This is a genomic window from Pseudomonas sp. TE12508 (assembly GCF_056279485.1).
Genome location: NZ_JBWCCN010000003.1, coordinates 187,934 through 206,092, shown reverse-complemented (window position 1 = coordinate 206,092; position 18,159 = coordinate 187,934). Strand labels below are relative to the sequence as shown.

General features: G+C 60.0%; 18 protein-coding genes and 1 pseudogene. 4 read left to right on the top strand and 15 right to left on the bottom strand.

The annotated features are described in order from the left end of the window. Positions 1 to 37: 37 nt before the first annotated feature. The 3 genes and pseudogenes from ACZ9IM_RS05320 to ACZ9IM_RS05310 all read right to left on the bottom strand — a co-directional run. A complete protein-coding gene (locus ACZ9IM_RS05320) occupies positions 38 to 676 on the bottom strand; it encodes a LysE family translocator (RefSeq protein ID WP_007903290.1) in 639 nt (212 codons plus the stop codon). Between the two features lie 64 nt (positions 677 to 740). Beyond that, positions 741 to 1,157, bottom strand: a complete 417-nt coding sequence (fos, locus tag ACZ9IM_RS05315; protein WP_476223496.1) for a fosfomycin resistance glutathione transferase — start codon at positions 1,155 to 1,157, stop codon at positions 741 to 743. A gap of 353 nt (positions 1,158 to 1,510) precedes the next feature. Beyond that, a pseudogene (locus tag ACZ9IM_RS05310) lies at positions 1,511 to 1,732 on the bottom strand (hydroxymethylglutaryl-CoA lyase); the annotation flags it as partial. 242 nt (positions 1,733 to 1,974) lie between these two features. Here ACZ9IM_RS05310 and ACZ9IM_RS05305 point away from each other — a divergent pair. Further along, positions 1,975 to 3,141 (top strand): multidrug effflux MFS transporter, encoded by a 1,167-nt coding sequence (locus tag ACZ9IM_RS05305; RefSeq protein ID WP_427627337.1) that lies wholly within the window; start codon positions 1,975 to 1,977, stop codon positions 3,139 to 3,141. Here ACZ9IM_RS05305 and yiaY read toward each other — a convergent pair. Next, positions 3,138 to 4,286, bottom strand: coding sequence for an L-threonine dehydrogenase (yiaY, locus tag ACZ9IM_RS05300; RefSeq protein ID WP_476223495.1), 1,149 nt, complete (start codon positions 4,284 to 4,286; stop codon positions 3,138 to 3,140). The two genes, ACZ9IM_RS05305 and yiaY, sit on opposite strands and share 4 nt — an antisense overlap. Before the next feature lie 156 nt (positions 4,287 to 4,442). Here yiaY and ACZ9IM_RS05295 point away from each other — a divergent pair, with 156 nt between their 5' ends. Then, positions 4,443 to 5,462: a DUF4917 family protein gene (locus ACZ9IM_RS05295; protein ID WP_123499164.1), complete on the top strand. Its 1,020-nt coding sequence runs from the start codon at positions 4,443 to 4,445 to the stop codon at positions 5,460 to 5,462. 192 nt (positions 5,463 to 5,654) lie between these two features. Here the strand turns inward: ACZ9IM_RS05295 and ACZ9IM_RS05290 are convergent, their stop codons facing one another. From ACZ9IM_RS05290 to ACZ9IM_RS05280, 3 genes are all read right to left on the bottom strand, one after another. After that, entirely contained in the window at positions 5,655 to 5,999 is a 345-nt protein-coding gene (locus ACZ9IM_RS05290; protein WP_476223494.1) for a YegP family protein, read from the bottom strand. Positions 6,000 to 6,172: 173 nt separating this feature from the next. Next, entirely contained in the window at positions 6,173 to 6,478 is a 306-nt protein-coding gene (locus ACZ9IM_RS05285; protein WP_007935755.1) for a ribbon-helix-helix domain-containing protein, read from the bottom strand. 14 nt (positions 6,479 to 6,492) lie between these two features. Continuing rightward, the gene (locus ACZ9IM_RS05280) at positions 6,493 to 7,074 is read right to left on the bottom strand and encodes a DJ-1/PfpI family protein (RefSeq protein WP_095051422.1); all 582 of its coding nucleotides are present in this window, start codon (positions 7,072 to 7,074) and stop codon (positions 6,493 to 6,495) included. Between the two features lie 305 nt (positions 7,075 to 7,379). Here ACZ9IM_RS05280 and ACZ9IM_RS05275 point away from each other — a divergent pair, with 305 nt between their 5' ends. Continuing rightward, complete coding sequence (locus tag ACZ9IM_RS05275; protein ID WP_476223493.1) at positions 7,380 to 8,285, top strand: DMT family transporter; 906 nt, start codon at positions 7,380 to 7,382, stop codon at positions 8,283 to 8,285. 59 nt (positions 8,286 to 8,344) lie between these two features. Here ACZ9IM_RS05275 and ACZ9IM_RS05270 read toward each other — a convergent pair whose 3' ends face one another. From ACZ9IM_RS05270 to ACZ9IM_RS05255, 4 genes are all read right to left on the bottom strand, one after another. Further along, complete coding sequence (locus ACZ9IM_RS05270) at positions 8,345 to 9,559, bottom strand: class I SAM-dependent methyltransferase (RefSeq protein ID WP_476223492.1); 1,215 nt, start codon at positions 9,557 to 9,559, stop codon at positions 8,345 to 8,347. A 293-nt stretch (positions 9,560 to 9,852) separates the two neighbouring features. After that, positions 9,853 to 10,470: a TPM domain-containing protein gene (locus ACZ9IM_RS05265; protein WP_007903764.1), complete on the bottom strand. Its 618-nt coding sequence runs from the start codon at positions 10,468 to 10,470 to the stop codon at positions 9,853 to 9,855. Between the two features lie 43 nt (positions 10,471 to 10,513). Next, positions 10,514 to 11,263, bottom strand: a complete 750-nt coding sequence (locus ACZ9IM_RS05260) for a TPM domain-containing protein (RefSeq protein ID WP_427625717.1) — start codon at positions 11,261 to 11,263, stop codon at positions 10,514 to 10,516. Positions 11,264 to 11,306: 43 nt separating this feature from the next. Further along, positions 11,307 to 11,918 (bottom strand): LemA family protein, encoded by a 612-nt coding sequence (locus ACZ9IM_RS05255; protein WP_476223491.1) that lies wholly within the window; start codon positions 11,916 to 11,918, stop codon positions 11,307 to 11,309. Positions 11,919 to 12,150: 232 nt separating this feature from the next. Here ACZ9IM_RS05255 and bglX point away from each other — a divergent pair, with 232 nt between their 5' ends. Further along, positions 12,151 to 14,442: a beta-glucosidase BglX gene (bglX, locus tag ACZ9IM_RS05250; protein ID WP_476223490.1), complete on the top strand. Its 2,292-nt coding sequence runs from the start codon at positions 12,151 to 12,153 to the stop codon at positions 14,440 to 14,442. A 242-nt stretch (positions 14,443 to 14,684) separates the two neighbouring features. Here bglX and ACZ9IM_RS05245 read toward each other — a convergent pair whose 3' ends face one another. The 4 genes from ACZ9IM_RS05245 to ACZ9IM_RS05230 form a co-directional block, all read right to left on the bottom strand. After that, complete coding sequence (locus tag ACZ9IM_RS05245; RefSeq protein WP_008010850.1) at positions 14,685 to 15,842, bottom strand: phospholipase D-like domain-containing protein; 1,158 nt, start codon at positions 15,840 to 15,842, stop codon at positions 14,685 to 14,687. 1 nt (position 15,843) lies between these two features. Then, positions 15,844 to 16,434 (bottom strand): YceI family protein, encoded by a 591-nt coding sequence (locus ACZ9IM_RS05240; RefSeq protein WP_476223489.1) that lies wholly within the window; start codon positions 16,432 to 16,434, stop codon positions 15,844 to 15,846. 241 nt (positions 16,435 to 16,675) lie between these two features. Beyond that, positions 16,676 to 17,005, bottom strand: coding sequence for an amidase (locus ACZ9IM_RS05235; RefSeq protein WP_476223488.1), 330 nt, complete (start codon positions 17,003 to 17,005; stop codon positions 16,676 to 16,678). Then, positions 17,002 to 18,096, bottom strand: coding sequence for a serine hydrolase domain-containing protein (locus tag ACZ9IM_RS05230; RefSeq protein ID WP_476223487.1), 1,095 nt, complete (start codon positions 18,094 to 18,096; stop codon positions 17,002 to 17,004). The genes ACZ9IM_RS05235 and ACZ9IM_RS05230 overlap by 4 nt, the downstream gene beginning before the upstream one ends. Positions 18,097 to 18,159 lie beyond the last annotated feature (63 nt).

Here is an 18,159-nt window from a genome sequence, read left to right as displayed (position 1 = left end):
GCGTTGACTGTACGCTGACGCTTCCCTGCGATCAGCCTCAAGCCTTGTTCGTCACCAGCCCAGGCAGCGCATGCACCAAGGCATTGATGGCAAAACCGATGAACATTACCCCGCACAACCGGGTGATCGCCAGTTCATGACGCTGATACAACGTGCGCACCTGACGCGCCCCGACGATGCCTATGAGAATAGCGTAGGCCAAAAGGCCACCAACGAAGCTCAGGATGATCAACCAGGGCAACATCGACCAATGCAGCAATTCTGCACGGCTGGACAACAGCGCAGTAAAGGTCGCCACTGCCACCGGATAAGCCTTGGGGTTGGTCAGACCGAACAGGATGCCGTGCCAGAATGGCTGCCGCGCCGGCCCCTGAGGCGCCTCGGCACTGCCGCGACGAGCCCGCACCGCGCGCAGGCCCAGCCAGAACAGGTAGAGCCCACTGAGTACGCCCAACACATCGAACGCAGTGCTGCCGATTTCCCGCGCACCGACAATCGCGATCAGCGCCGTGCTGCACCAGACCACGTCGCCCAGCAAATGCCCGCACAGAAACCCCGCTCCAGCCCGCCGCCCGCGCGCCGCGCCGATGCCGAACACCGCCAGCACACCCGGGCCCGGCGTGATGCCATAAATGAAGCCCGAGGCGAGAACGGCCATTAGCAGCGATGGAGTCATGGGAATTCCTGTTGAAACGCCGGATGAATGGACGCAAGTCTATCCCAGGACCCTGAGCATCGACTCACTGATCGTCGAAGAACTTCATCCCCGCATACGGCCGTTGCCGACAAGCCGTCAGCCGCGACGCCAGATCCCCGACATGCGCCTCAAGCTTGTGCCCGTCCGGGTCAAGAAAATAGAACGACGCGCCTTCGCTACGGTTGTCCCGCCACTCCTGCACGTTGGCGGATCGCAGGTGTTCGACGAACAACGGGAAGTGCGCAGAATCGATACTGAAGGCGTAATGGGTGTAGTCAGCAGCGGGCGCGGATTCGCGTAGCGGATCGAGAGAAAGGCACAGCCACAGACCGGGTAATGAAAGATAGGCGCCGGTGTCCCACGTGGCTTCAAGCTGAAGTTGCAGCAGATCGCGATAGAACGCCACGCTGCGGTTCAGGTCGGTGACGGCGAGGGTCAGGTGGTTGAGGCCGGTTAGCATGGGTTTCGTAACCTTGAGTGCTCTGGGTGGTTGCGAATGGAGCGTACAACTTAAACGGCCTTGAGCGTATAGCCGCTGGGGGTTTGTTGGCTGTGAGTCAGTCATCGCGAGCAGGCTCGCTCCCACAGGGGTTATCGTCGTTCACAGATTCCGAGTACGACACACATCTACTGTGGGAGCGAGCCTGCTCGCGATGGCGTCCGGTCCAACACCGCAATCTCAGAACTTATCTAGCGTGCGCAGCTTCTGCGGCAATCCCCATAGCAGCAACTTCACAAGGGAGTCCCGATTGTTTTTGTTGTCTGGCTGAGGTGTTCAGTGAACGCGCTTTTTTGTAGGGGTTCGTGGTGGGTTCAGGAAGGCGTGGGGTGCAGGTCGCAATTGCGCCCGGCCTTGGCGAGTTGTCCGGGTACCTCGTGGCCCAACAACGCGGGCAATCCTCGGGACAACCTCAGCAACAACGGCAGATCGATGCCGGTGTGAATACCGATTTCATCGCACAGGTTGACCAGATCTTCAGTGCAGATATTGCCCGAGGCACCCGGCGCAAACGGGCAACCGCCAAGGCCGCCGAGGCGGCGAATCAGGCTTTCTGCAACATGGGAGGGCTCGATGATTTCGGTTCGACTGAGTCGGCAGGATAGCCCGGTTTCGTTTCGTCTCCGCCATCCAATTGCCCCATGAACCAGACATGTCCCTCTGGAACTCGTCGCGTTGCAGGAAGAACTTCAGGTTAATATCCGCCTCTTTGTCAGTCTCAAACGAACCGAACAATACAGCCAGGGCATCGGCTGCTGAAAAACTCAGGGAAGATCCAATGAAGAGCAGCACCACCCTCCTCATCACCTGCTGCACGGTTTTTCTCGCTCAATTGGGCATGAGCATTTATCTGTCGGCGCTGCCGGAAATTGCCCGGGATCTAACCGCCGATGCCTCGCAGGTTTCATGGGGGCTAGCGGTGTATCTGATCGGCATGGCGCTACCGATGCTGTTCTGGGGCAGCCTCGGTCAACGTATTGGTCGTAAACCGGTATTGCTCGCGGCGCTCGGTATCTATGGGGTGGGTAACCTGGCCCTGCCCTTGGGCCAGACGCTGGAGTCGTTCCTGTTTTTTCGACTGATTCAGGGGGTAGGCGCCAGCGGAATTTCGGTCATGGCCCGGGTGCTGATCCGCGACAGTTTTCGCGGCGACCTGCTGGCCAAGGCATTGTCCTGGATATCGATTTCCTTTGTGGTGGCGCTGGGTATCGGCCAATACCTGGGGTCGATTATCCAAGTGGCGCTGGGTTGGCCGATGATCTTCTACTTGTTGGGCGGCGTAAGCCTGTTGATGGCGGTGGTGGTGGCCCGACTCACGTTCCCGGTGCTGGCAGCAGAGAACACACTGTCATCCGCCTGGACGAGCTACTGGCACATTCTGGGTCATCGGGCCTTCCTGTTGCCGGCCCTTGTCGGCGGCCTGGGTTACGGGGTGATCGTCGCATTCAACACCGCCGCGCCGTTGATTCTGCAAGGCCCCTTCAACTGGTCGGCAGTGGAATACGGATTGTTGGGTTGGCCGATCAGCGCGGCCTATTTTCTCGGGGCTGTGGCGGTCAATCGCTTTGTGCTGCGTACCGGTCAGCGCCAGCTGATGACGGCGGGCGTTGGGCTGGTACTGACCGGCAGCGCGGTCATGTTGCTCAGTAGCATCGCCGGTACGTCAATAGCGCTGCTGTTCTGGCTACCCTATTGTTTTGCGGTGTTTGGCCAGTCGTTGAATTACCCGATCAGCCTGTCCCTGGCCAACGAAGGTTCGCCGGTCGGCGGTGCTTATGCGATGGCATTGAGCGGTTTCATTCACCAACTGATGGCCGCCATTATCGGCGGTATCGCCAGCCTGATAGCGAGCCAGCAGGCATGGCCATTGTCGCTGCTATGCACCTTGCTGGCCGTGGGCGCGCTGCTTTGCGTAGTGCTCGCGCCCGGCCGTCGAACCACTTAAAACGCGCTGCGGAAAATCTCCTCGATCTGCCGCTGATCCGCCGCCCGTGGATTGGTCAGTCCACAGGCGTCTTTCAAGGCGTTGCTGGCCAGCACCGGGATGTCGTTGAGCTTGGCACCGAGCTCGCGTAAACCGGCGGGGATTTCCACGTCCCTGGCCAGGTTGCGAATGGCCGCGATCGCTGCCTGAGCGCCCTCTTCAGGGCTGAATCCGTGAATGTCGGCGCCCATCGCGCGGGCGACATCGGTCAGGCGGTCGGCGCAGACCAGCGCGTTGAAACTCTGCACGTGCGGTAGCAGCACCGCATTGCACACACCGTGGGGCAAGTCATAGAAACCGCCCAACTGGTGAGCCATCGCGTGAACGTAGCCGAGGGACGCATTGTTGAATGCCATACCGGCCAGGAACTGTGCGTAAGCCATGTTTTCCCGCGCGATCATGTCACTGCCGTCGCGTACGGCCAGGCGCAGGTTATTGCTAATCAAGGTGATGGCTTTGAGCGCACAGGCATCGGTAATCGGGTTGGCCGCCGTGGAGACGTACGCTTCGATGGCGTGGGTCAGCGCGTCCATGCCGGTGGCGGCAGTCAGCCCCTTGGGCATGGCGATCATCAGCGCCGGGTCGTTGACCGACAGCAGCGGCGTGACGTTGCGATCGACGATGGCCATTTTCACGTGACGGGATTCGTCGGTGATGATGCAAAAACGGGTCATCTCGCTGGCAGTGCCGGCGGTGGTGTTGATGGCGATCAGCGGCAACTGCGGTTTGGTTGACTGATCGACGCCTTCGTAGTCACGAATCGTCCCACCGTTTGTGGCGCACAAGGCGATGCCCTTGGCGCAGTCGTGAGGCGAACCGCCGCCCAGCGACACCACGAAATCACAACGACTTTCCTTGAGCAGGCCCAGACCAAGCTCGACGTTGGCGATGCTCGGATTCGGCTTGGCGCCGTCGAAGATCACCGAGTCGATATCCTGGATCGCCAGTTTCTCGGCAATCATCGTCGCCACGCCAGCCTTGGCCAACCCGGTATCGGTGACGATCAGTGCCTTGCGAAAACCATACTTGCGAATGGCGTCCATGGCTTCGTCGAGGCAACCGGTGCCCATGATGTTCACAGCGGGGATGAAAAACGTACTGCTCATGCGCGAGTCTCCTGGCTGAAGCCGAATCAACAGCACCGATCCGGCGGGTGTGCACAGGATCGACCCATTAGTCGTGCGGTAACTTGATCTGGCTCAAGTCCGGGTCGTGATAAAGTCGCCGTCCATCAGACCTTTTGCTTTGAGACAACGAACGCAATGACCGATTTCCAGGATGTCGATGCCCAACTTGAAGACTGGAACGCCTTGCGCACCACCGCCTCTTTCGGCGGCCTGCTGGTGGGTAACGGTGCCAGTCGTGCGGTATGGGACGACTTCGGCTACGACTCGCTGTTCGAAAACGCCCGCACCGTCGAAGAGAAGCCTCTGAGCCAATCCGAATTGAGCGTGTTCGAGGCGATGCAGACGCGCAGTTTCGAACAGGTGCTTGGGGCGCTGAAAACCACCAGCCGGGTCAACAAGGCCTTGGCCGTCAGCTCAGCGGCACCGCGCAATCGTTATTACGCGATCAAGGAAGCGCTGATCAATACCGTGCATGCGGTGCACATCCCTTGGCGGTTGGTGGTGCCCTCGACGCTGGCGACGATCAATCAGGAGTTGGGCAGCTATCGAACGGTGTTCACCACCAATTACGACTTGCTCAACTACTGGGCGATCCAGCACCGGCCTGAGGCTATTACCGATCTGTTCCAGGGCACCGAGCCGCGTTTTGACCTGAGCCTCACCACGACCGACAAAACCCGGCTGCTGTACCTGCACGGCGGCCTGCATCTGGTGCGCAATCAGGACGGCACGGCGCGTAAATTGATGTCGACCGAAGGTACGTTGCTGGGCAGTTTCGCCATCAACAATACGATCAAGACCCTCGACGACGTACCACTGTTCGTCAACGAAGGCCCGACCCAGGACAAGCTCAAAACCATTCGCAGCTCCGATTACCTGTCGTTTTGCTACGACCAGTTACTGGGCCATGGCGATGGGCTGTGCATCTTCGGGCATGCCCTTGGCGAGCAGGACAGTCACATCATTCATGCATTGCGTCAGGCGAAGCCGAAGACAGCGGCGATCTCGATTTACCCGCGCAGCAAGGCGTTCATCCAGCACCAGAAGCGGCATTACACGAAGGTGTTTGAAGGGACGGGGGTGGAGCTGCGGTTTTTTGATTCGAAGACGCATGCGCTTGGTAGTCCGAAGCTGACTGTACCGGTCGAAGTTTAGCGGCGCCGCGGCCAGCCTCTTCGCGGGCAAGCCCGCTCCCACAGGGATTTGTTAACGCTGCCAAACCTATGTGGGAGCGGGCTTGCTCGCGAAGGGGGCTGAACATTCAACGAAGATGCTGAATGTCAGACCGCTTTCGCGAGCAAACCCGCTCCCACACTGGATGTGTATTGGACTTATCAAGCGGTGTGTTTAGAGCACCGGCAAGGTCTTGTCCTTGATCACCGTAGTCGGGCCGTTGGCCTTGACGCTGGCGATGCCTTTATCCCGCGCGGCATCCGATGAGTAGGATTCGCTGCTGCCGATGATCTGATGGTTGGCAGCCTTGAGGTTGAAGTAAGGATGACCATCCTTGGTGGTTTTTTTCTCGTAGCGTTCGTCCAGCGGACTGTTGGCCTGAACCGAGGCGATACCGCTGTCGGCCGCGCCGCGCGAGGTGTACAGCTCACTGGTCAGAATGGTTTCGGCGTTGGCCGCTTTCAATACAAACTTGAACTGACCGTTGCTGGTTTTGCTCACTTCGTACCATCCAGACATGCTTTTTCTCCTTGGCGATTGAGAGGTTTGCGCTTCAGAGTAAAGACCAAGTCAGGATTTCTGTCGCCTGTACCGACCCCTTCGCGAGCAAGCCCGCTCCCACAGGAGAACGCATTTCAATGTGGGAGCGGGCTTGCTCGCGAAGGCCTCGGCACAGTCCCCTCAAAATCTTGCTACTTCACCACCGCACGCACTACCGATAACTCGGGTGCCTGCACCCGGCGCTGGCTCAGATACCGCATACAACTCACTCGCAAGAACGAGGCGAAATTCACCACTTCGCCGCGGTAGTCCATCACCTCTTCATAGAGCTTGGCGATCAACTGATTGGTGGTCATGCCGTCGACCTCGGCGATTTCGCTGAGGATGTCCCAGAACTGATTCTCCAGCCGCAGGGTGGTGACCACCCCGCAGATGCGCAGCGAGCGGGAGCGCGACTCGTAGAGAATCGGATCGGCCTTGACGTAGAGCTCGCACATGGACAGGTCCCTCGTTACAGCGTGATTTTGGTGCCCAGCAACCCAAGGAAACCGGCCAGCCAGCTCGGGTGCGCCGGCCAGGCTGGTGCAGTGGCCAGATTGCCTTGAACGTGACCTTCCGTCACCGGGATATCGATGAACGTGCCGCCAGCCAGGCGTACTTCCGGAGCGCACGCCGGGTAGGCGCTGCACTCGCGACCTTCGAGAATCCCTGCGGCGGCCAACAGTTGCGCACCGTGACACACGGCGGCGATCGGTTTGCCAGCTTTGTCGAACGCTCGCACCAGGTCCAGGACTTTTTCGTTCAGGCGCAGGTACTCCGGCGCACGACCGCCCGGCACCAGCAGCGCGTCGTAGTCCGCTGCATCTACCTTGGCGAAATCGAAGTTCAGGGCAAACAGGTGACCGGGTTTTTCGCTGTAGGTCTGGTCGCCTTCGAAGTCATGGATTGCCGTGCGCACGGTCTGGCCGGCGGTTTTGTCCGGGCAAACGGCATGCACCGTGTGGCCGACCATCAGCAGCGCCTGGAACGGCACCATCACTTCGTAGTCTTCGACGTAATCGCCGACCAGCATCAGAATTTTTTTAGCCGCCATGGGGAGGACTCCTCTGGAAAATGCGTGGGCATGCAGGAGTATTCAAGGTAGTCCTTATCCGGCGGGGTGGGTAATAACCAGCTACTACCTGATGGACCGCGTAATCGTTCATCGCGGGCAAGCCCGACTCCCACAGACACTGTGTTGTTCTTGAGGGCGATGCAAAACCTGTGGGAGCGTGGCTTGCCCGCGATGGCGGCCTCAAACTGTACGGATAACTCTGCACCTATCTGTAACAGAGCAACGCCTGCGGTTTATGGCTAGATAAAGAAACTTCCCGCCATCCTGAATTCTGGTCTCCCATCATGTCCTCGCGCGAAAACACCGGTATGGCCCTCGGCCTGCTCGGCGTTGTTATCTTCAGCCTGACCCTGCCCTTCACCCGGATCGTCGTGCAGGAACTCCATCCGCTGCTCAACGGCCTCGGCCGTGCGCTGTTTGCGGCAATTCCGGCAGCGCTGCTGTTGCTGTGGCAACGTGAAAAGTGGCCCACGTGGAAACAGGTCAAAGGCCTGACGCTGGTGATCGCGGGGGTCATCCTTGGTTTCCCGGTGCTGTCGGCCTGGGCCATGCAGACGTTGCCCGCCTCCCACGGCGCACTGGTCAACGGCTTGCAACCTCTGTGCGTGGCGCTGTATGCCGCGTGGCTGTCCCATGAACGTCCGTCGAAAGCCTTCTGGGCCTGCGCCGCGTTGGGCAGTGCGCTGGTGCTCGGTTATGCGCTGATCAGCGGTGCCGGCAGTATTCAGGCCGGTGATTTACTGATGCTCGGCGCGATTGCCGTAGGTGGGTTGGGTTATGCCGAAGGCGGCCGGTTGGCCAGGGAGATGGGTGGCTGGCAGGTGATCTGCTGGGCGCTGGTGCTGTCGACACCGCTGCTGATCGGTCCGGTGGTGTATCTGGCGCTGCAACACCAAGGCGATATTTCGGCCAAAACCTGGTGGGCCTTCGGTTACGTCTCGCTGTTTTCACAGTTCATCGGGTTCTTTGCCTGGTACGCGGGGCTGGCCATGGGCGGCATTGCCCGGGTCAGCCAGATCCAGTTGCTGCAGATCTTCTTCACGATCGCGTTTTCGGCACTGTTCTTCGGTGAGCACGTCGAGCCGATTACCTGGCTGTTTGCCGCCGGGGTGATCGTGACGGTGATGTTGGGGCGCAAGACGGCAGTCAAATCAGATGTGGGAGCGGGCTTGCTCGCGAAGGGGGTTTAATATTCAACGAAGATGTTGAATGTCAAACCGCTTTCGCGAGCAAGCCCGCTCCCACAGGATCAGAGGTAGCCATCAGCCCGCAGCAATGTTTCCAGGCAATGTTCGCTGATGTGGTAGAAATCCTTCAGTTCCTGGATCTTCACCAACAGTTGAGCCGGGTCCACCGGCTCGGCGCGTTTGACCGCCAGGATCATCTTGTTCTTGTTGGTGTGGTCCAGTGAGATGAACTCAAAAACCTTGGTCTCGTAACCACAAGCTTCCAGAAACAACGCACGCAAACTGTCGGTGACCATTTCCGCCTGCTGGCCCAGGTGCAGGCCGTATTGCAACATCGGCTTGAGCAGCGCCGGGCTCTGGATCTGCAGGCGGATCTGTTTGTGGCAGCACGGCGAGCACATGATGATCGAAGCGCCGGAACGAATGCCGGTGTGAATCGCATAGTCGGTGGCGATGTCGCAGGCATGCAACGCGATCATCACGTCCAGCTCGCTCGGCGCGACGCTGCGCACGTCACCGCATTTGAATACCAGCCCCGGATGCTCCAGCTTCGCGGCGGCGGTGTTGCACAGGCTGACCATGTCTTCGCGCAGCTCGACGCCGGTCACCTCGCCCTCGGCCTTCAGGGTGTTGCGCAAGTAGTCGTGGATCGCGAACGTCAGGTAGCCCTTGCCCGAGCCGAAATCCGCCACCCGCACGGGTTTGTCCAGCGCCAGTGGCGACGAAGTCAGCGCATGGCTGAAGACTTCGATGAACTTGTTGATCTGCTTCCACTTGCGCGACATCGCCGGGATCAGCTCATGTTGCGCGTTGGTCACGCCGAGGTCTTTGAGGAACGGCCGGCTCAGGTCGAGGAAACGGTTCTTCTCGCGGTTGTGCTCGGCGGACGGCACTTCGCGCAATTGCTGAGGTTTGCTCTTGAACAGCGAAGATTTACCCTTTTTGCTGTATTCGAGCTGGGCTTCGTCGGTCAATGACAGTAAATGCGCATTTTTGAACGATGCGGGCAACAGCGCGGCAATGGTCGCCAAGCCTTCCGTAATCGGCAGGTTCTTGGTGATGTCGCGGGTTTTGTAGCGGTAGACGAAGGACAGGCACGGCTGATCCTTGACCGTCAGTTGCTTGATGATCAGCCGCTGCAAGTCCGCTTCGCCACCGACGTACTTGGCCAGCACCAGTTTGATGAAGGCGTTCTGATCGAGGCTGGTTTGCAGCAAGTCGATGAACTGGGCGTGATGATCCGGCGCGAGGCTGGCGGGAGTGGCGGTGACAGACATGGGAAAAAACGGCCTCGGGCGGTGCGGATCGGGGAATGGTGGGTATTTTAGGGGGGATGGCCGTTCGGGACACGCAGTTATTTGCTGAACGGTGCGAATCCTGAGGCCAGTGAGCTCTTTGTGGCGAGGGGGCTTGCCCCCGTTGGGCTGCGAAGCGGCCCCCATGTGTCTTCAGTCGCACCGAGTTCTCTGGTTTGACGACTGCTTCGCAGCCGAACGGGGGCAAGCCCCCTCGCCACAAAAGCAGGTAGGAGCTGCCGAAGGTTCGGGCCGCGTTCGGACGATCTTTTGGTTTAGCTCAACACCACCAACCGATTCGGCAACTCATTGCGCACATGGGTCACCGGCACATGCACCTTGAGCAACTCGCCGCATGCCTCGATGCACGTCACAAACCCCTGCAAGGTTTGCCCCTGTTTCACCTGCTGCGTAAACGCCGCCACAATCGCGTCCCAGTTCTTGTTGTCCAGTCGCTTGGAAATGCCTTCATCCACCAGAATCTCCACATAGCGCTCGGCCTCGGAGACAAAAATCAGCATGCCGGTGCTACCCACGGTGTGGTGCAGGTTTTGCTCCAGGAACTGCCGGCGCGCCAGGTTCGACGCCCGCCAGTGACGGACCGAGCGCGGGATCAGGCGCGTGGTGACTTTCGGAATACGGAACACCAGGCACAACACGATGAAGCTGAGCCATTGCACCAGCAACAGGCTGTGCATGGTCAGCCAGCCCGTCAGGTAATGCACGATACCCGGCACCACCAGCGCCAGCAGGCTGGCCCAGAGCAGCGGGATATACGCGTAATCGTCGGCGCGGGCCGCAAGCACCGTCACCAGTTCGGCGTCGGTATCGCGCTCGACCCGGGCAATCGCCTCGGCGACTTTGCGTTGTTCGTGTTCAGTCAGTAATGCCATGTTTATGAATGCCTGCTCGCTATTGTTGTTTTTACCTGCAGTATCACCAGCCGCCCGACGAACCACCACCCCCGAAACTGCCCCCGCCGCCGCTGAAGCCCCCGCCGCCGCCACCGCCAAAACCTCCGCCGCCCAAGCCCCCTCCCGAGCCGCCACGGCCTCCTCCGCTTGGCAGAATACCGAACATCTGGCCGATGAAGATCGTCAGGATAAACAGCAACACCAGGAACACGAATAACCCCGGATGCCGCCCAACGAAATCACTCTCCTGATCACCGCGCGATTCATACACTGTCGACGGCTCGTCCAGCGGATTGCCGCCCAGCACCACCAGCATCGCCGCGACGCCATCGCTGATGCCTTTGCTGAAGTTGCCAGCCTTGAACGCGGGCGTGATCACCTGATGGATGATCACCGAACTCTGCGCATCGGTCAGGCGCCCTTCCAGGCCATAACCGACTTCGATCCGCAGCTTGCGCTCGTCTCGCGCAACGATCAGCAGCGCGCCGTTGTTCTTGTCCTTCTGGCCGATCCCCCAGTAGCGCCCCAATTGATAACCGAAATCCGCGATGTCGGTGCCCTGCAAGTCCGGCAACGTCACCACCACCAACTGCTCGCCGGTGGTTTTTTCGTGGGCGTTGAGCTGTTGCGTCAGTTGCTCGCGCACCGCAGGCTCGATCATCTGGGCGTTGTCCACCACCCGCCCGGTCAATTCCGGGAACTTCAACTCGGCCTGGGCCGTCAGGGCAAACACCCAGAACAGCAGCACCAGGCCCACTTTCAACACGCGCATTGGCAACCTCATCCTTGGTGACGCTTCTAGCCCGTTCCGGCGCTTACTGGAACTTCACTTCAGGCGCTTTCTCGGCACCGGGGCTGGTGGCCTCGAAGGTTTCGCGGATTGGCAGATCGCTATACATCACGGTGTGCCACAGGCGACCGGGAAAGGTGCGGATCTCGGTATTGTATTTCTGCACCGCCAGGATGAAGTCGCGACGCGCCACGGCGATGCGGTTCTCGGTGCCTTCAAGTTGCGATTGCAGCGCCAGGAAGTTCTGGTTGGCCTTGAGGTCCGGGTAGCGTTCGGACACCACCATCAACCGACTCAGGGCGCCAGTCAGCTGATTCTGCGCCTGCTCGTACTGTTTGAGTTTTTCCGGATTATCCAGCGTGCTGGCATCCACCTGAATCGAAGTCGCCTTGGCGCGGGCTTCGATCACCGCGGTCAGGGTTTCTTGCTCATGCTGGGCATAACCCTTGACGGTTTCCACCAGGTTGGGAATCAGGTCGGCGCGACGCTGGTACTGGTTCTGCACCTGGCCCCAAGCGCCCTTGGCCTGTTCGTCGAGGGTCGGGATATTGTTGATGCCGCAGCCGGTCAGCAGTGTTGTCAGCCACATCAAGGCTGCAACCTGCAGGCTCGACCGATAGTGAAGTCGTACATTCATCTGGTTGATGCTCCCTTGCACATTCCGTTGATGAAACAACCTGCGAACTTTGAACCCGGCTCTTGGGGCATAATCTGCGCCGCTACTGGATTGCAACGAGCCAATGGGCTAAAAGATGCCCCGGCGCTAACACATAAGTGTGCTGCATTCACCTGAACAACAATAGTCGCTCCCAAAATTTTGGCTGACCGGCGTGTATTCACTGCCGTTTAGGCTTTTGAGAAAACCATTCATGAAGAAGCTGTGTTTGCTGGGCCTGTTCGTCAGCCTGGCCAGTCATACCGTATTGGCCGCCACGACGCCCGCACCTATAGAGAACAAGGACGCTTTCATCAGCCACCTGATGAAGCAAATGACCCTCGATGAAAAGATCGGCCAGTTGCGCCTGATCAGCATCGGCCCGGAAATGCCGCGGGAGATGATCCGCAAAGAGATCGCTGCCGGCAATATCGGCGGCACGTTCAACTCGATCACCCGCGCAGAAAACCGCCCGATGCAGGACGCGGCCATGCGCAGCCGGTTGAAGATCCCGATGTTCTTCGCCTATGACGTGATCCACGGCCATCGCACCATTTTCCCGATTCCGCTGGCCCTGGCCTCGAGCTGGGACATGGACGCCATTGGTCGCTCCGGGCGCATCGCCGCCCAGGAAGCGGCGGCTGACAGCCTCGACATCACCTTCGCGCCGATGGTCGACATCTCCCGCGACCCACGCTGGGGCCGCACGTCCGAAGGCTTCGGCGAAGACACCTACCTGGTTTCGCGGATCGCCGGCGTAATGGTCAAAGCCTTCCAGGGCACCGGTGCGAACGCGGCCGACAGCATCATGGCCAGCGTCAAGCATTTTGCCTTGTACGGCGCGGTCGAGGGCGGTCGCGACTACAACGTCGTCGACATGAGCCCGGTCAAGATGTACCAGGACTACCTGCCACCGTACCGCGCGGCGATTGACGCCGGTGCCGGCGGGGTGATGGTTGCGCTGAACTCGATCAACGGCGTGCCGGCCACCGCCAACACCTGGTTGATGAACGACCTGCTGCGCAAGGAATGGGGCTTCAAGGGCCTGGCGGTCAGCGACCACGGGGCGATTTTCGAGCTGATCAAGCACGGCGTCGCCGCTGACGGTCGCGAAGCCGCGAAGCTGGCGATCAAGGCCGGCATCGACATGAGCATGAACGACACCCTCTATGGCAAGGAATTGCCAGGGCTGTTGAAGGCCGGTGAGATCGAACAGAAAGACATCGACAACGCCGTACGTGAAGTGCTCGCCGCCAAGTACGACATGGGCCTGTTCAAAGACCCGTACCTGCGCATCGGCAAGGCCGAGGATGACCCGGCCGACACCTACGCCGAAAGCCGCCTGCACCGTGCCGAGGCCCGTGATGTGGCGCGCCGCAGCCTGGTGCTGCTGAAGAACCAGGGCGACACCCTGCCGCTGAAGAAAACCGCAAAAATCGCGCTGGTCGGTCCACTGGCCAAGGCACCGATCGACATGATGGGCAGTTGGGCCGCTGCTGGCCGTCCCGAGCAATCGGTGACTTTGTTCGACGGCATGACCAATGCGCTTGGCGCGCAGTCGACGCTGATCTACGCCCGTGGCGCGAATATCACCAGCGACAAGAAGATCCTCGATTACCTGAACTTCCTCAACTTCGATGCGCCGGAAGTGGTGGACGATCCGCGCCCGGCCAACGTGTTGATCGATGAAGCGGTGAAAGCTGCCAAGGATGCCGATGTCGTGGTTGCCGCGGTTGGCGAGTCCCGAGGCATGTCCCACGAATCGTCGAGCCGTACCGACCTGAACATTCCGGCCAACCAGCGCGAGTTGATCAGGGCTTTGAAAGCCACCGGCAAACCGCTGGTATTGGTGTTGATGAACGGCCGGCCGCTGTCGATTCTCGAAGAGAACGAGCAAGCTGACGCGATTCTGGAAACCTGGTTCAGCGGCACCGAAGGCGGCAACGCCATTGCTGACGTGCTGTTCGGCGACTACAACCCGTCGGGCAAACTGCCGATCAGTGTTCCGCGCTCGGTGGGTCAGATTCCGACCTACTACAACCACCTGAGCATTGGCCGGCCGTTCACTCCGGGCAAACCGGGCAACTACACCTCGCAGTATTTCGAAGACACCACCGGGCCGCTGTTCCCGTTCGGCTTCGGCCTGAGCTACACCCAATTCAGCCTGACCGACATGGCCCTGTCTTCAACCACACTGAACAAGACCGGCAAGCTCGACGCCAGCGTCGTAGTGAAGAACACCGGCAAGCGTGACGGCGAAACCGTGGTGCAGCTGTACATCCAGGACGTGACCGGTTCGATGATCCGCCCGGTCAAGGAGCTGAAGAACTTCCAGAAAGTATTGGTCAAGTCCGGCGAACAGAAAGTCGTGCACTTCACCATCACCGAGGATGACCTGAAGTTCTACAACGCCCAGCTCAAGTACGCCGCGGAACCGGGCAAGTTCAACGTGCAGATCGGCCTGGACTCCCAGGACGTGACGCAGCAGAGCTTTGAGTTGCTGTAATTAGTCATACGCCACAAAACCTGTGGGAGCGGGCTTGCCCGCGATGAGGCCATAACATTCAGCATCTCTATTGATCGTTCCCACGCTCTGCGTGGGAATGCCTCTAGGGACGCTCCGCGTCCAGTGACGCGGAGCGTCACGGGCTGCATTCCCACGCAGAGCGTGGGAACGATCTGATGTAAGGCCGCCATCGCGGGCAAGCCCGCTCCCACATTAGGTTTAGGGTGTTGCGAAAATTGGGCTCAACCCCGCCGATCCAGCAGATTCACCACCAGCCGATCCACCCATCCCCATACCCTTTGCTTGACCCGCCGCCACAACGGTCGGCGCTTCCATGCTTCGAGGCTGACTTCCTGGCTCAGGGCAAAATCATTCTCGAAACTCGCCGCCACCGCCCGGGTCAGCCCGGGGTCCAGGGCTTCGAGGTTGGCTTCCAGATTGAAACGCAGATTCCAGTGATCGAAGTTGCAGGAGCCGATACTCACCCAGTCATCGATCAACACCATCTTCAGGTGCAGGAAACACGGCTGGTATTCGAAGATCTTCACCCCGGCCCTGAGCAATCGCGGGTAGTAGCGATGCCCGGCGTAGCGCACCGACGGGTGATCGGTGCGTGGTCCGGTCAGCAACAAACGCACATCGACGCCACGAGCCGCCGCCCGACGCAGTGAGCGGCGGACTTTCCAGGTCGGCAGGAAATACGGCGTGGCCAGCCAGATTCGGCGCTGGCCGCTGTTCAGCGCACGAACCAGCGATTGCAGAATGTCGCGGTGTTGACGGGCATCGGCATAGGCGACCCGGCCCATGCCCTCGCCCATGGCCGGCACTCGCGGCAGACGCGGCAAACCGAAGTGCGCAGTGGGTTTCCAGGCACGCCGATGACGGTTGGCGATCCATTGGCGGTCGAACAGCAACTGCCAGTCGATGACCAAGGGACCGGTGATTTCCACCATCACTTCGTGCCATTCGCTGGTGTCTTCGCCCGGGGTCCAGAACTCATCGGTGACCCCGGTGCCGCCGACCACCGCCAGGCATTGATCCACCAGCAGCAACTTGCGGTGGTCGCGATAGAAATTGCCTACCCAACGGCGCCAACTCAGGCGGTTGTAGAAACGCAACTCGACACCGGCGGCCATCAGGCGCTGACGCAAGGTCAGGGTGAATGCCAGGCTGCCATAGTCATCGAACAGGCAGCGCACCCGCACACCGCGTTCGGCAGCCTGAACCAGTGCCTGAACCATGGCCTCGGCGCAGGCTCCCGCCTCCACCAGGTACAGTTCCAGTTCGACTTGTTCTTCGGCGCGGGCAATCGCCACCAGCATTCGCGGAAAAAACTGCGGGCCGTCGATCAGCAGTTCAAAGCGATTGCCTTCGCGCCACGGGAAAATTGCGCCGCGCATCTCAGCGCGCCGTGAAAATCAGCACCGCACCCACCGGCACCGACAGACTGATGGCCGACAAACCGGCAACCTTGCGCAGGCTTTCCAGGCCCGGGGCCAGGTCGAAGTCTTCAGCGTTGATCACCAACGGTTCAAGGGTCACCACTTGAAAGCGCCGGTCATCGAGACGGGTCGCCAGCAGTTCGGCGTTGTATTGGTGTTGTTTGCCATGCAGGTTGACGGTCAGCGGCAAGCGCAACTCCAGTTGCGCACCGGGCGCCAGGTCGTTGATCGGCCGTAGATCGATTTGCGTGCTGATCAGCGCTTCAGGGAACGTCTGGATATCGAACAGTTCCTTGCGCATGCGTTCGTCACGCAACGGAATGCCGCTGTTGACCGACTCCAGCTCAACCTCTACCTCGGCCAACCCTTTGGGATCGACCTTGCCGTGCAGCACCAGAAAGCGTTGCACTTCGGAAATATTGGCGTTTTTAGTGCTGATGAACGACAGCCGCGAGGACTCGCCATCCAGGTACCAATTGGCCTGGGCCGACACGGTGACACCGGCCAGCAGCAGGGAGGCGAGGGTTTTAGAGAAGGACCGCTTGAACATAGAAACTCGGGGGCAGATAAACTTGCACGAACCTTAACTGGCCTGAGGCAGGTTGCAAACTCTAATGCCCCGGATCTTGAATCAAAGACATTCCCCTGTGGCGAGGGGGCTTGCCCCCGTTCGGTTGCGCAGCAGCCGCAAAACCTGTGTATGTGGACTGATTTTGGGAGTGCTTCGCCCTCCAACGGGGGCAAGCCCCCTCGCCACAAAAGCTCCCTCGCCACAAAAAAACTGACCGCTGTCAGGGCTGCAACCGACAGCCCTGCCGTTCACCAACCCAAACAGCGCTGTTGCTGCGCCCCATACCACCAACCGTCACGCGCTTGTTCGCGGCGTCATCGACGAACCCGCTGGTGGGCAAATACTGCTTCACATAGCCCTGGCAATACTCGGCCGGATTGTTCATCACATAACGGCACGAGCAGTATTCCTTGGCGGTGTAGGCGCTGATGATGTCCGGGAAGGCCCACAGCGCCACCCGCTCCTGCCAGCCCCAGCCAAGCAAGGCGATCAGCAGCACCAGCAACAGCGTGCAGAACGGCCGACGGCGAATAAAACTGCGGCGGCTCATGGCTGCACCTTCATGGCAAAGGCCTTGAGCGCGAGTTTGAGCAAATCGTTGTGCCGATAACTTCCATCGCGATCATCGCCGTAGCGCACGATCACCAGGTTTTCGCTGGGAATCACGTACATCGCCTGACCCCAATGGCCCAACGCGGCGAAGGTATCGGCGGGGGCGGCGGGCCAGGGTTGTGTCGCGCCATCCACTGCGCGATTGAGCCACCAATGCCCGCCGGGCACGGCTTCATCCTGGTTGGCCTGATAGCGGGCGAAAGGCTCACGACTGAAGTCGACCCAATCCTTGGGCAGCAATTGCCGCTCACGCCAACGACCGTCGCACGCCATCAACAGGCCGACCCGCGCCAGGTCCCTGGCAGTGAGATAGGCGTAGGACGATGCGACAAACGTGCCCGTGGCATCCGCTTCCCACACCGCACTGCGAATCCCCAAGGGTTCGAACAGCGCAGTCCATGGATAATCCGGATAACGGGCCGGGCCGACGATGGTTTTCAGCGCGGCGGACAGCAGGTTGCTGTCGCCACTGGAGTAGCGGAATGCCTGACCGGGTTTGGCGTATTCGTCGTGGTCGGCAGTGAACGCGGCCATGTCGCGGTGTCCACGGGTGTAGAGCATGGCCACCACCGAGGACTTCAACGGTGCGTATTCATAATCTTCCTGCCAGTCCAGTCCCGAGGCCCAGTGCAGCAGGTCGGCCATGGTCATGGCCGAGTGTTTTTCCAGCGGTGGATAGAACTTCTGCACCGGATCCTGGAGTTTGAAAAGCCCTTCGCCATAGGCCACCCCGAGCACCGCGGCCATGAGGCTTTTGCTGATCGACCAGGTCAGGTGCGGCGTTTGCGCAGTGGTCGGGCCGGCGTAGCGTTCGTAGATCAGTTGGCCGTCGCGGATTACCAGCAAGGCATCGGTGCGAATGCCTTGGTGAGTGGCATCGTCGCGGGGTGGGAATGCGTAGTTCTCTAAAGCTTGAAGTGTCGGGCCAGTGACCTTCGGGCCGGGCGACCATTGCTCGGCCGGCCAGTTTTCGGCCTGGGCCGTGAGGCTGAGCAGCAACATGAAAATCAGGGACAAGCCTTTGAACATGAGGGGCGCTCGGAGGGATTAACCTGCAGAGCCTAGTCGAGCTAGATGACAGTTTTGGAATTT